Genomic DNA, 13,237 nt, shown 5'->3' with positions numbered 1-13,237 from the left:
AAACTACATCAACTAATTCCTGTGCTCTATTATATTACAATATATCTAGATAACTGTCAAGTGTTATTTTACACTAACTTTACAAATTTACTTAGAAGAACAAAGTGCCCTAGCGCTATCCAGACTTAATCAACAATTATTAGTATTTTCTTAAAACCACTTTTTATTCAAAGTTAACTACTTCATAAACCAGACCAATATATTTACTGGACGACTCTAGAAATTGTCTGGAGGCATGGACGCCGAAAGACAATTTCTCGACAGTAAACGAAGGCAGGACGCCGTAGTGCACGACAAGGGAAGTAAATATATTTGTCGGTCTTCAAAGTTATTAATTCAAAATGATAAAATATATTTTTAAATTTCCACTTGACAAATCCAGAAATTTATTCTATACTAATATTAATAACTATTACTAATAAAGAATAAGGAGAGGATTACATATGGAAGAAAAAAAACAAATGCCGTTAATTGGAGACGCTTTTCCAGAAATGGAAGTAACTACAACACAGGGGAGCAAAAACTTACCAGGAGATTATCAAGGAAAGTGGTTTATTCTCTTCAGCCATCCCGCTGATTTCACACCTGTCTGCACAACCGAGTTTGTAGCCTTTCAGAAGAGGTTTGAACAATTTCAGGAGCTGGATACAGAACTAATCGGCTTAAGTATTGACCAGGTATTCTCCCACATTAAATGGACTGAATGGATCAAAGAAAATTTAGATGTGGAGATTAAATTCCCTATTATTGCTGATGACCGTGGCCAGGTTGCCGAAAGATTGGGGCTGGTACACCCAGGAAAGGGTACTAATACTGTCAGGGCAGTATATATTGTTGACCCTAAGGGTACTATCAGGGCTATTCTTTACTATCCACAGGAATTAGGTCGTAATATGGATGAAATCGTACGTATGATTAAAGGTTTCCAGCTAGCAGATAAAAATGGAGTTGCCATTCCTGCTAACTGGCCTGACAACGAATTAATAAATGACAAGGTTATTATTGAACCAGCTGCAGATGTAGCAACAGCCAGCAAAAGAAAAGATGAATATGACAATTTTGATTGGTGGTTCTGCTATAAAGAAGTTTAATTAGAACAGTAAATACTAAAACCCCACCTTGATAATTCCAGGTGGGGTTCTTTAAGTATTTATTATTAATCATACTGATGTTTGAAAACTGATAAAACACTTTTTTGAGCTGATTTTATATGTTCTACAGCCAGTTTTCTGGCAAATTCTGCATCTCTTTTTTCAAAGGCCTTTATAAGCTGTTGATACTCTACTAGAACCTCTTCCATACGTCCCCGCTGTGACATGCTTTCCGAACGAAAGCGGCTTATCTGTTCAAATAAACTATCCAGGAATTTCTGCAGCCATTCATTTTCACAGCTTTCATAGATTATTTCATGAAATGAAATGTCAATTTTAATACAGTCTTCCAGTTCACCTCTGGCAATATGTTCTTCAAGCTGCCCAGTGAATTTTTTCATTTTTTTTATTTGTTTTTCTGTAATATGCTCTGCAGTCAGATATGATGCCAGGCCTTCAAGTTCCGCCCTAACCTGGAAGATATCATTTATTTCTTTTTTAGACTTGATTCCAGCAACAAAGACACCACGCTGGGGAACAATCAAAACAAATTCCTCTAATTCTAACATACGGATGGCCTCCCGGACAGGGGTGCGGCTTACGTTAAATTGCTGACACAACTCAAGCTCAGTTATTTTTTCCCCAGGCCTAAATTTCCCAAATAAGATAGCCTCCCTCAAAACTTCATAAACCTGTTTCCACAGTGGTTTATAACTATATGAGTCGATGGCAGGCAGATCAAGTTTTTTTCTAATAGACATCTGATAACCCTCCTGATAATTTTATAGTCAAAATCCCTACTATATAAATCTTTAATGACCGTAAAAACATAACTGGGGCAATCCTAGCATACTGGCAATACCGGAAATAGTATTACCAAAGACAAAGTAGGGTTTAAGATAAAAACTAATAATTCCTAAAATACCATCTATAGTACCATTAACAACCGTAGAACCAGTAAATAAAATAAGGTCAGCCCTGTTAATCAATTTTTCATTATCTTTACTGCCGTCCCATATCTCAATACCATACTTTTTTCTAGCAATCCTCTCCTGGTCTAAATCACTTACCAGCAGATTCTGTGGAGAAAAAATTCTGCTGCATTCTTCAATAATAGCTGGTTGATAACCAATAATTCCTATCTTTTTTATTTCACTTAATTCCCTTTTTATAAAAGCAGCAGTTTCAGAAGCACAGTATCTTGGTTCTTTATCCCTACAGTGGACCGTCCGGGAAGCAAGCTCCAGATCGCGCAAAACAGCATTCATCCCTGCCACCAGTAAAGCCCTATGATAATTATTGTCCAGTGACAGCTGCATGATATCATCCAGGGTTCCCTGAAAATTGCCTGGATGGTCTGTAAAAGCCTGACCATAACTACCGTTAAATTCTGCCTGTATCATCACTTCTTTTCCCTGTTTTAGTGGAAAGTCATCCCTCTCAGGGTTACCTATCACTTCTTCTGCCGATAATCCCCTGGCAGTAATTATTACATTTTGCTTCCATAATTCATTCTCAACAATAATCCTCTCAAACTCTTTACAGGCATTTGCTAAAATTCCCATACTACTCAACTACTTTCAAATAATTATTTATCATTATATATAACTCTGTCTAATATTTTTCAAGATTGAATAAGCCTCTTTCCGCTTAATTTTTTTCCCCTGTTGTTGATGCTGATAGATAATAGCACTGGTTCCTGAAGATTTACCTATTAGAAACTCTTTTACCCTTCCCAAATCTTCCGGTGGGATTATTTCATAGGTTTTTTCATCTTTTAACAGACCATCCACATGAATACCAGATTCATGTGAAAATACCCTTTGACCGACTATTGCCTTCCCAGCAGCCACTTTCCTCCCTGAGGCCTTTTCCACTATTTTTGACAATTCCATTAATTTCTTTATATCAAATCTGATCTTACAGCCCTGAAGGTATTTTAAAGCTACAACAATCTCTTCCAGGGCAGTATTCCCAGCCCTTTCCCCCAGTCCATTGACAGTACAGCTAATATATTTAGCCCCTGCTTTATAAGCAGCCAGGGCATTAGCTGTAGCCATACCAAGGTCATTATGCCCATGGAAATCTACTGGCAACTCAAATTCTTTTTTTATCTTAGAAATATTTTCGTAAACAGTAAAGGGGTCGAGTGCACCAACAGTATCAGCATATCTCAATCTACTGGCCCCTGCCTGCTGAGCTTGCTGAAAAAAACTAAGTAAATAGGACAGATCTGCCCGAGAGGCATCTTCTGCCCCAACAGAGACTTTACACCCTCTGGCAACAGCATAAGATACAAGCCTATATATTTGCTCCAGTACCCACTTCCTATCTTTTTTTAGTTTGCGATTAATATGAAGGTCAGAGACTGGTGCTGAAATATGCAGGTTTTTAATTCCACAGCTGATAGAACAAACTATATCTTTAATCTTCATTCTATTCCAGGTCAGGATTTCTACCGGCAGTTTTAATTGCTTTATCTCAGATAAAACACTGATTTCCTCCTCTCCCATAACAGGTATACCAGCCTCAATCACATCCACACCTGCCCCGGCCAGTTTTTTAGCGATCAGTATTTTTTCTTCCCTGGAAAAAGCCACACCAGCTGTCTGCTCACCATCCCGTAATGTTGTATCAAGAAAATATACATCCTGCATTTTTACACCCCCTATGTTTGGGCAACTTTATAATCATGGCAATCACATAAATCAGTCCAGGCCCTATTAATATATAATAACTTATCACCAAGATACTCTACTTCTTGCTGATTATGGGTTACATAGATGAAGGGAATCATCCATTCCTGCTGCATAAGCCTTATTTCTTCCTGAAGACGCAAACTCAATTCTTGATCTAGCGAAGATAAGGGTTCATCAAGTAATAAGAGATCTGGTTCACTCATTAAAGCCCTGGCCAAAGCTACACGCTGTTTTTCTCCACCTGATAACTGTTCTGGTAAACGTTCCTGCAGATGATTTATCTGACACAAATCCAATACCTTTTTTATACTAAACCTGGATTTCTCTGCCTGTCTATCCCCCATAAGACTGTACATAACATTTTCCTCAACTGTCAGGTGGGGAAACAAGGCATAATTCTGAAATACATAGGCTATTTTTCGTTTAAAAGCCGGCAGATTAATCCCCCTTTGGTCGGAAAAGAGGTATTGATCATTCAATTTAATTTCCCCCCTGTCCGGGGATTTAAGTCCGGCAATACAATCTAGCAATATCGTCTTACCAGAACCGGAAGGACCAAATAAGATCAAAATTTCATTTCCCAGTTCAAATTTTTGACAGAGTTGAATACCCCCCAGTTTTTTATGCAAATCAATTTCTAAAACTGTCATCATTAACCACCCCGTTCCTTTTCATAGTAATTATACAAATCCTTATCAAAGATTTTTATTACAGTCAATACTATTATAGAAAATATGATCATTATTAAGGCTATAGCAATGGCCAGATCAATATTACCTGTAGCAATATTTAAGTAGATAGCAATAGGCAGAGTTTCTGTTTTAAAACGGGTCGCACCTGCCAGCATCACTGTAGCACCAAATTCCCCCACTGCCCTGGCCCAGGCCATGGTAATACCAGTTATAATACCATTTTTAGCCAGCGGTAAAGTAATCCTTCTGAAAACCATAAAATGGTGGTCTCCCAGGGTCATAGCTGCTTTTTCAAAGGTCGGATCAATCCCAGCAAAAGCAGTCTTAAAACTCCGAATAGCAAAGGGTGCCGCTACTACTAGCTGAGCCATGATAATCCCTAAGGGGGTGAAAACAAAATTTAAACCCAGTTTACCCAGCCAGTTTCCTAATACTGGACCTAAGAGAATTAATAAACTCATCCCAGTAACCAGTGGTGGTAAAATAATAGGCAGGTCTACCAGTACATCAAATAACTTTTTACCTTTAAAATCATACCTGGCCAGGACATAAGCCACTGGCAGACCAATAATAGTAGCAATTGTAATAGAAATCAGTGAAGAAATTAAACTTAATGAAAGGGCAAAATATACCTCCTTATTATGGATAATAGATAATAAAGCCTGCCCCTTATTATAAATAATAGGGGTAAATAAGACAGAGAGCAGAAAAATAATAAAGATAGTAAAAACGGAAAAAACCAATATTTTAAAAAGGTTATATTTCATTATATTCACCCCAGTTAAGCTGAACTTTCTTTAGTAATTAAATCTCAAAGTCATTAAACTACTACCCCTTACGACTTTCAAACTCTCTAGTCTTTAATAATCCTGTACCCATATTTAGCAAAGACATCCTTACCCTCTGAGACCACAAAATCCAGAAACTGAGAGGCCCTAGCTTTGTTTTGAGAAAATTTCAGTACAGCTATATATATTTCTTTAACTACATTAATTTCTTCATCAATTTCAATCAAATCAAGTCTATCAGCCAGGTCAATATAGTTAGCCCTCCAGATAATCCCTGCATCAGCCTGTTTCATACTCAAGGCCAGGGCTACCTGGTTAACAGTCCCCATCCGAGCAATTACATTATCTTGAAGCTGTTCATAGGTCTCAATATTTTTAGAGATTTTAGCTGTAATACGACCTATTGCTATATTTTCATCCCCCAGGATTACACTGACACCTGGTTTAATAAGGTCAGATATATTCCTAATTCCAGCTGGATTACCTTTGGGGGTGACAATTACAGGAGTATGAAAAGCAACTGGCAAATCCTTAATTATATAATTTTCCTCTTCATCACCCGAACCCTTAAGTTCATTAATAAACCAGACATCACCCGGCATATAAATATCACCAGTTCTGGACATCATTAACTGGTTTAACAGAGCACCAGAACCATTATATTGGAAATCAATAGTTGTTCCATATTGATCAGTAAACAGTTCAGCTGTTTCCTCCATTGGTTTCCTTAAACCTGCCCCACAATAAATGAAAAGTCCATCACCAGCATAAATATTGCCCGTAAGAGAAATTAAGATCAAAGCTAATAAAACAAGACTAATAACACACTTCTTTAAACTATTCATACTAACCACCTCTGACAAATTTATAACCTCACCCCCACTTCCCTTTCCTTAATATAATTATTAAATTTTCAAGCTCTCGACCACCTTACCCCCTACAAGATGTGATTGAATAATCTCTGCAACATCATCAGGGCTTACACTACCATACCAGACCCCTTCAGGGTAAATGATTACAATCGGCCCTTTATCACAAATACCCAAACAACCTGTATTGGTAACCATAACATCACCAGTCAAATCTTCCTCTTCTATTCCCATCATAAACCGCTGTATTATTTCTACAGAATCATTTTTAACACAATAACCCCTCTGCTGACCAGTAATTCTGGAACTGGAACATACAAAAACATGATGTTTAGGTTTATTCATATAGAACTCACTTCCCTTTCCTTAATATAATTATCACTAATAAACTCCAGTGAACGGTCACGCCCCAGACAGCCTACTGCATCTGACCGGCACTGCTGACAATGGTACATCTGTTTTAAGTGTACAGAACATTTCTTTCTGAAATTATTTAACTCTTTGCCATCACTTAATGGTAAATCTTCAAATCTAGTGCCTTTAACAGGTATCAAAGGCATTATATTAGTCATATAAGCACCATGCTTTTTGACCACCTGTACGACTTCCTCAAGATGACTGTCATTGATCCCTTTAAGTAGAAGAATATTTACCTTACATACTATACCCCTGGCTGACAAATACTCCAGGCCTTTCAACTGTCTATCAAGTAATAGTGTAGCACCTTCTTCACCAGATAGAGACACTCCCTGGTAGTTAACCTGAGCATAAATCTTAGCCCCAATCCGGGGGTTAACTGCATTGATAGTAATAGTTAGATGGCTGATACCTAGCTGCAAAATATCCTCCTGGTATTCAGGCAACATTAAGCCGTTGGTAGATAAGCAAAATACCATGTCAGGGCTTTCTGCCTGTATTAACTGAATGGACTTTTTGGTTTCAGGAAAATTGGCCAGTGAATCACCAGGGCCGGCTACACCTACTACACTTAACTCCGGCATTTTTTCTTTTACTATGCGAAATTTAGCCAGGGCCTCTTCAGGGCTGAGAACCTCACTGGTCACCCCTGGTCTACTCTCATTAACACAGTCATATTTCCTATTACAATAATTACAGCTAATATTACAGACCGGTGCAACAGGGATATGCATCCGGGCATAATTATGAGCTGATTTGCTAAAACAGGGGTGTTTTTTTGTTTTAACAGCCCTATCCAAAAACATGTTTGCCACCTCCTTTGACAGGCAAATAATAGCGCTCAAATAAATCCTGCCTGTAAGAATTATGCTTTGCTTGTAAAATAGTATTAGTAATCTTATCCAACAATCTCATTGAACCCTCATAAACAACAGAGAGTTCTCTCTGGGCACCTATCCGGTCATGGATAGGAAATCCGGTCCTTACCAGTGGTATATCATCCTTCTCAGTTATAAAATTTCCATCAGAATGTCCAATTAACAAATTAACCCCCTGCTGCTGAACATGTTTTCTAATAACAGCAAAATCTGCCTGATGGATTATTATCGGTTCTTCAGTAAAATTATCAGTCAACTTAGAAATCTTCTTTTCCAGGTCCGGTATTTTAGTCCCTGTAGCAACAACTGCTGGAAAAATACCATTTTCAGCACATAAAGCAGTAAGGGCATAGACCAGGTCCGGCTCCCCAAAAATTGCTGCCCTTCCCTCAGCATTATATTTATGGGAATCAATCATCCCATCCAACATCCTTCCCCTCTCAACCATTATCTCAGTAGGAATATCCTTCTTTGCTAGACGGGAGAGTAAATTTATAAAACTATCAACATTTTTCAACCCAATAGGAAGGGGTAATCTATATAAAGGAACAGCAAATTCTTTTTCCAAAAACCTGGCAGGGGATAGATTATCATCAACTAAAAAACCAAATTCAATACTAGCTACTGCTGTTCCCATTTCCTCTATATCCTTAATGGTGGTGCCCCCCCTAGCTATTTTCTTATAGTCAGCCGAAAAAGGGGCATCACAGGTCTCTGATAGATCTGGTAGTAAAGTATAATTAAAATCAAATAAGTTCAGTATCCTCTTAATCTTCCTGATATCAGCAGGTGTCAAATTCCCGGTAATAATATTTATTTTAGGGCTGGATTGCTTGGATTGAGATGTAGCCAGCTCTTCAACTATTCTTCTTAAGGTTAAATAATATCCCTCATATTGAGAACCACCATAACCCGGTGTAGCAACTGGAATCATAGCCAGATCATTAATCTCTTCTTCCCTTTTAAATTCTGCAACCATCCTAACAATATCTTCCCCAATTGTTTCAGCCAGACAGGTTGTAATAACCCCTATAACACCAGGTTGATATAATTTAAGCAGGTTCTTTAAACCCTTTTTAAGGTTCTCTTCCCCACCATAAACAGTTCCTTTTTCATTTAAAGATGAAGAGGCAATATCAATTGGTTCATTAAAATGAGTTGATATATGACGCCGGATATAAGTACTACACCCCTGGGAACCATGCATTAAGACCATGGAATTCTCAATACCCTTAAAGGCTAAAGCCGCCCCCATCGGCATACACATCTTACAGGGATTAACATTTATGCTCTGTAAATTTTTATTAATCATTAATATCACTCCTTAGCAGCTGCCAGACAGGGCTGTTGATTGTCATATCAAGTTCTTTAGCAAAATTAATTACCCCTTCAAATCCAGAGAGCGGGTGTTTCCTCTCATGATTATGGTCACAAAATGCTATCCCCATTTTATAGGCCAGGGCCCTATCTTTAACCCCACCAACCAGAATATCTGCACCTCTTTCCTTCATGAAATTCTCCAGTTCAGATGGATTAGCATCATCAAGGATAACAGTCCCTTCTTTGCTTAACTCCTTCATTTCCCTATATTCCTCTTTTTTACCGGTCTGAGTTCCTACCATGACTGTTTCTATACCCAGGTCATTAAACTGTTTAATCAAAGAGATAGCCTTAAATCCCCCACCAACATAGATAGCAGCCCGGCTCCCTTTAAGCCTCTGCCGGTAAAACTCCAGTTCCTGCTTAACTTTAACACTTTTTTTCCTTACAAATTTCTCAACCCTATCCTTGAGCTGTCTATCACCTAAAAAATCTGCTATCTTCCTTAAAGAATCAATAGTATCCTTTATTCCAAAAAAACTAACCTTAATAAAAGGAATTCCAAATTCCTTTTCCATTTCTTTACCCAGATAACCCATTGACCCGGCACATTGCACAATATTTAGCTTGGCCTTAGCCGCCTTCTTTATCTCCTGGTAACTAGAGTCACCGGTAAACTTCGCTACTACTTTAATACCTAATTGCTGGAAATAAGCCTGCAGGATCCACATCTCTGCTGCCAGATTATAATCACCGAGAATATTAATACCCTCTTTTTCCTCAGCAGGATTATTATTTTCTTTAATTAAGTCCATTAAGGCATCACAGGCTGCCCTATAACCACTTATCTTATTACCAGCAAAACCTGTAGACTGCACCGGGATCACCCTAATACCATATTCCCTTTCAGCAGACTTACAAACAGCTGACAGGTCATCACCAATTACCCCGACAACACAGGTAGAATATACAAAAATTAATTCTGGCTGATATCTTTCTGCCAGTTCTTTAATCGCCAGACTCAGTTTACACTCACCACCAAAGATAATATCTTTTTCCCCTAAATCAGTCGAAAAGCTATTACGGTAAACCTCTGCCCCACTACTTAAACTACCCCTGATATCCCAGGTATAACTGGCACAGCCAATCGGTCCATGAACAAGATGATAGGCATCTGTAATAGGATTTAAAACCACCCTGGCTCCTGAATAAACACAGGCCCTTTGACTGACAACACCAGCCAGGCTATCCTCATTACACTTAATATCCTTTTCTGCCGTTTTTTCATTGGTCATAATAAAGCCTTTTCTCTCTTCAAGTGCTTTTATACTAGAAGACCGAATCATTTTAAACTCACCACCTTATATCTTAATAAAAACAAGGATAAAGCCTATTTGATTAAAAACCTATATAGATATTATTGATTTAGATGATATAAAACCTTATATTTATTTCGAGAAATAATATCTATATAGGTAGCAGATTATTACTCAGTTATAAAACAAACTCAATTAATTCCTCAGATGTATCCCTATCCCTTCGATTTAATAAAGCATTACTTATCTTTTCAATTATTCTCATTGCCCCTCTATAACCCAGGACAGAAAAGTAGCTATGCACACTCCTATCCAGGATTGGGAAACCAAGCCTTAGCAGGGGAATATCCTCTGCTTTAGCAATCAATTTACCATAGGAATTACCTATTAAAAGGTCAACAGGTTCATTCTTAATCCATTGATGCAGCTTAAACATATCACCTGCTTCTTTGACATTGGCTTCCAGACCTGCCTCGTCAAGCATTGACTCTATCTCCTGTTTAAAGGCTTTACCCGGTGTTCCAGTAAGCACATGAACAGGTAACATACCAAGACTCAGGGCAAATTCAGTCATCGCGATTACTAGATCTGGATCTCCATAAATAGCCACCTTTTTACCGTGAAAATGGTTATGGGTATCAGCCATAATATCCACCAGCTGTCCCCTCTCTTCCTCCAGTGTAAAAGGAACCTCATGGCCTGTTAACTTAATTAACTGCATTATAAAGTCATCTGTAGCCTTAACACCAAGGGGCATCTTCAAGATATAGGGTTTAATTTTACACTGCCTTTCTAATTGAAAAGCAGCCTCTGCTGAAGCAAAACTCCCCAGGGCAAGTGTGGCTCTGGAGTTTCCTGAATCCCTTAAATCATCAACAGTGGTTCCACCTGCTGGATACATCTGATATTCACCAGTCATCGGTGAATCCAATACTCCGCTTTGATCTGGAAACAAAATATACTCTATCCCCAGGGCCTCTACAATATGCTTAACCTCCCTGATATCCCCTGGATTCACAAAACCGGGGATTATATTTACTTTGCCATTGGTCTTAATCCCTTCACCTTTCCGGGAAAAATGCTTGACCATAGCCTCCACCATATTAGAAAATCCGGTTATATGGGACCCTACATAACTGGGGGTACTGGCTGAAAAAACCTCTTTACCCTCAGGGATATCTACTTCCCCAATAATAGAGGGAATATCATCACCAATTGTTTCAGAGAGACAGGTTGTATTAATAGCTACTACATCAGGGTCATAAACTGCAAAAATATTCTTTAAGGCAGTTGTTAAATTAGCCCTCCCTCCAAAAACAGATGAGCCCTCAGTAAAGGCACTAGTTGAAGCCACAACAGGTTCCCGAAAATGCTTGGTAAGATGCATCCGGTGGTAAGAACAGCACCCCTGTGAACCATGACTATGTGGTAAACAGGCATGAATACCTAGTGCGGCATACATAGCCCCAATCGGTTGACAAGTCTTAGCCGGGTTTACAACCAGTGACTCCCTTTCTTTTATTTCTGCTGGCACCAGATCTAACATTAGTAATCACCTCCATAATTACCCTCTAATCCTGCTTCTTTTTTCCAAGGTGGATTAATATAACCCCAGGTAGGACTCAAAATACCATTGGCGACATCTCTAGCAAAATTAACATGCCCTTTAAACATGGCATAAGGACCGCTATAATCATAGCTATGCAGCTGTTTAGAAAAAACGCCCATTTTATGGGAGGTATACTTATCCTTAATACCAGAACAATAAATATCTGGTTTTAATATCTTGGTCAGTTTAACCTGTTCATGATGATTAAGGTCATCAATAGCTATAGTCCCATCTTCCATTTCCTTAATCATACCCTCATAATTATTTAATGGTATCTCTTTAGCTAGTTCCTCCATTTTTTCCTTTGATAAACGCAGATGATACCTCTGTTCATCTTTCTCAACCTCCAGCTCCGGAATATTTCGATCATCTGCTGTCATTTTAATATCAGGGATTACCTCCCTACCCTCATAATCATCACGGTGGCCAAACTCATATCCAGCCACTACTGTATCAATCCCAATCCGTTTAAAAACATTCTGATAGTGATGGGCCCTGGAACCACCTACAAAGAGGAAAGCTGTCTTTCCTTCCAACAGGTCTTGATACATTGCCAGTGATTGTTCAACTGCTGCCAACTCTTCAGCAATCACAGCCTCTGTCCGCTGGATTAATTTTTCATCACCAAAGTACTTTGCCATATCCCGCAGGCTTTTAATAGTCTGGTCAACACCTAGAAAATTTACCTTCAACCAGGGAACTCCATATTTTTCCCGAAACATTTCGGCAATATAATTTATGGACCGATGACATTGAACCAGGTTTAAATCTGCCTCATAGGCACTCATTATCGCTTCAGCAGAACCATTACCAGAAAAAGTAGCTATAATCTTATAACCTATTTTTCCCAACACCCTTTCAATTTCAAAGGCATCTCCACCAATATTATATTCCCCCATAAGATTTATTGGATATTCAGCCTCAAGCTCAATCTCCTTTTTACCTACCAGGTGTTCCATTAATTCATTATTGGCAATATGGTGTCCAGCTGACTGACTTACCCCTTTATAGCCCTCACAGCTAAAAGCCATTACTGAGATCCCATATTTCTCCTGGGCTCTGCGGGCCACAGCATGAATATCATCACCAATGAGACCTACTGGACAGGTAGCAGTAATCATTATTGTGCCTGGATTAAATATTTCCATCGCCTCATCAATAGCCTGCTCTAATTTCTTTTCACCACCAAAAACAATATCTGAATCCTGCATATCTGTGGAAAAAGAAAAGTTTAAAAAGTTCTTTTCATTTTCTCCAACAACAGCCTGGTTTCTCCTCATACCCCAGGTATAATAACAACAACCAATCGGCCCGTGGACAATATGAACCACATCTTTTAGTGGTCCCAGGACCACCCCCTGACAACCTGCAAAACAGCAGCCGCGATTGGATATTATACCCGGTATAGTCCTGGTATTAGCCATTATCTTTTGTTTATCCTGACTGGTATCACGAATGACAATATGTTCTTTACGGTTTTTCATTGATTTAGCAGGATAACTGTCAATAACCTCTTCCAGTGTCTCCTCAATCTTTTTTACCTCATTAACCATTAATT

The 13,237-nt window shown here is 38.6% G+C and carries 13 protein-coding genes; 1 reads left to right on the top strand and 12 read right to left on the bottom strand.

The features are described 5' to 3' along the window. The first annotated feature begins 443 nt into the window (after positions 1-443). Positions 444-1,091, top strand: coding sequence for a peroxiredoxin (locus D7D81_RS06135; RefSeq protein WP_125988294.1), 648 nt, complete (start codon positions 444-446; stop codon positions 1,089-1,091). A 65-nt stretch (positions 1,092-1,156) separates the two neighbouring features. Here the strand turns inward: D7D81_RS06135 and D7D81_RS06130 are convergent, their stop codons facing one another. From D7D81_RS06130 to nifD, 12 genes are all read right to left on the bottom strand, one after another. Further along, positions 1,157-1,852 carry a GntR family transcriptional regulator gene (locus tag D7D81_RS06130; RefSeq protein ID WP_125988292.1) on the bottom strand — a complete coding sequence of 232 codons (696 nt, stop codon included), beginning with the start codon at positions 1,850-1,852 and terminating at the stop codon, positions 1,157-1,159. Positions 1,853-1,903: 51 nt separating this feature from the next. After that, positions 1,904-2,656: a Rossmann-like domain-containing protein gene (locus tag D7D81_RS06125; protein ID WP_125991961.1), complete on the bottom strand. Its 753-nt coding sequence runs from the start codon at positions 2,654-2,656 to the stop codon at positions 1,904-1,906. A gap of 33 nt (positions 2,657-2,689) precedes the next feature. Further along, positions 2,690-3,748, bottom strand: a complete 1,059-nt coding sequence (gene nifV, locus D7D81_RS06120) for a homocitrate synthase (RefSeq protein ID WP_125988290.1) — start codon at positions 3,746-3,748, stop codon at positions 2,690-2,692. An 11-nt stretch (positions 3,749-3,759) separates the two neighbouring features. Further along, complete coding sequence (locus D7D81_RS06115; RefSeq protein WP_286170272.1) at positions 3,760-4,443, bottom strand: ATP-binding cassette domain-containing protein; 684 nt, start codon at positions 4,441-4,443, stop codon at positions 3,760-3,762. Then, complete coding sequence (locus D7D81_RS06110; RefSeq protein WP_125988288.1) at positions 4,443-5,249, bottom strand: ABC transporter permease; 807 nt, start codon at positions 5,247-5,249, stop codon at positions 4,443-4,445. The genes D7D81_RS06115 and D7D81_RS06110 overlap by 1 nt, the downstream gene beginning before the upstream one ends. Before the next feature lie 86 nt (positions 5,250-5,335). Next, complete coding sequence (gene modA / locus D7D81_RS06105; RefSeq protein ID WP_125988286.1) at positions 5,336-6,115, bottom strand: molybdate ABC transporter substrate-binding protein; 780 nt, start codon at positions 6,113-6,115, stop codon at positions 5,336-5,338. A gap of 60 nt (positions 6,116-6,175) precedes the next feature. Next, the gene (locus D7D81_RS06100) at positions 6,176-6,484 is read right to left on the bottom strand and encodes a 2Fe-2S ferredoxin (RefSeq protein WP_125988284.1); all 309 of its coding nucleotides are present in this window, start codon (positions 6,482-6,484) and stop codon (positions 6,176-6,178) included. Continuing rightward, positions 6,481-7,362 (bottom strand): nitrogenase cofactor biosynthesis protein NifB, encoded by an 882-nt coding sequence (nifB, locus tag D7D81_RS06095; protein WP_125988282.1) that lies wholly within the window; start codon positions 7,360-7,362, stop codon positions 6,481-6,483. The genes D7D81_RS06100 and nifB overlap by 4 nt, the downstream gene beginning before the upstream one ends. Then, positions 7,349-8,746 (bottom strand): nitrogenase component 1, encoded by a 1,398-nt coding sequence (locus D7D81_RS06090; protein ID WP_125988280.1) that lies wholly within the window; start codon positions 8,744-8,746, stop codon positions 7,349-7,351. The genes nifB and D7D81_RS06090 overlap by 14 nt, the downstream gene beginning before the upstream one ends. Further along, positions 8,739-10,100, bottom strand: coding sequence for a nitrogenase iron-molybdenum cofactor biosynthesis protein NifE (nifE, locus tag D7D81_RS06085; RefSeq protein WP_125988278.1), 1,362 nt, complete (start codon positions 10,098-10,100; stop codon positions 8,739-8,741). Before nifE ends, D7D81_RS06090 begins: the two co-directional genes overlap by 8 nt. A gap of 148 nt (positions 10,101-10,248) precedes the next feature. After that, complete coding sequence (nifK, locus tag D7D81_RS06080; protein WP_125988276.1) at positions 10,249-11,616, bottom strand: nitrogenase molybdenum-iron protein subunit beta; 1,368 nt, start codon at positions 11,614-11,616, stop codon at positions 10,249-10,251. Then, positions 11,616-13,232: a nitrogenase molybdenum-iron protein alpha chain gene (gene nifD, locus D7D81_RS06075; protein ID WP_125988274.1), complete on the bottom strand. Its 1,617-nt coding sequence runs from the start codon at positions 13,230-13,232 to the stop codon at positions 11,616-11,618. Before nifD ends, nifK begins: the two co-directional genes overlap by 1 nt. Between the last annotated feature and the right edge of the window lie 5 nt (positions 13,233-13,237).

It is taken from the genome of Halocella sp. SP3-1, assembly GCF_003953885.1.
GTDB lineage: Bacteria > Bacillota > Halanaerobiia > Halanaerobiales > DTU029 > Iocasia > Iocasia fonsfrigidae.
This window is presented reverse-complemented; position numbering and strand designations above follow the sequence as displayed.

Coding starts and splice junctions, on each gene's coding strand:
- nifV (WP_125988290.1), bottom strand. CDS start 3,748: ATGCAGGATGTATATTTTCTTGATACAACATTACGGGATGGTGAGCAG.
- modA (WP_125988286.1), bottom strand. CDS start 6,115: ATGAATAGTTTAAAGAAGTGTGTTATTAGTCTTGTTTTATTAGCTTTG.
- D7D81_RS06115 (WP_286170272.1), bottom strand. CDS start 4,443: ATGATGACAGTTTTAGAAATTGATTTGCATAAAAAACTGGGGGGTATT.
- D7D81_RS06100 (WP_125988284.1), bottom strand. CDS start 6,484: ATGAATAAACCTAAACATCATGTTTTTGTATGTTCCAGTTCCAGAATT.
- nifK (WP_125988276.1), bottom strand. CDS start 11,616: ATGTTAGATCTGGTGCCAGCAGAAATAAAAGAAAGGGAGTCACTGGTT.
- D7D81_RS06125 (WP_125991961.1), bottom strand. CDS start 2,656: ATGGGAATTTTAGCAAATGCCTGTAAAGAGTTTGAGAGGATTATTGTT.
- D7D81_RS06130 (WP_125988292.1), bottom strand. CDS start 1,852: ATGTCTATTAGAAAAAAACTTGATCTGCCTGCCATCGACTCATATAGT.
- D7D81_RS06110 (WP_125988288.1), bottom strand. CDS start 5,249: ATGAAATATAACCTTTTTAAAATATTGGTTTTTTCCGTTTTTACTATC.
- nifE (WP_125988278.1), bottom strand. CDS start 10,100: ATGATTCGGTCTTCTAGTATAAAAGCACTTGAAGAGAGAAAAGGCTTT.
- D7D81_RS06135 (WP_125988294.1), top strand. CDS start 444: ATGGAAGAAAAAAAACAAATGCCGTTAATTGGAGACGCTTTTCCAGAA.
- D7D81_RS06090 (WP_125988280.1), bottom strand. CDS start 8,746: ATGATTAATAAAAATTTACAGAGCATAAATGTTAATCCCTGTAAGATG.
- nifB (WP_125988282.1), bottom strand. CDS start 7,362: ATGTTTTTGGATAGGGCTGTTAAAACAAAAAAACACCCCTGTTTTAGC.
- nifD (WP_125988274.1), bottom strand. CDS start 13,232: ATGGTTAATGAGGTAAAAAAGATTGAGGAGACACTGGAAGAGGTTATT.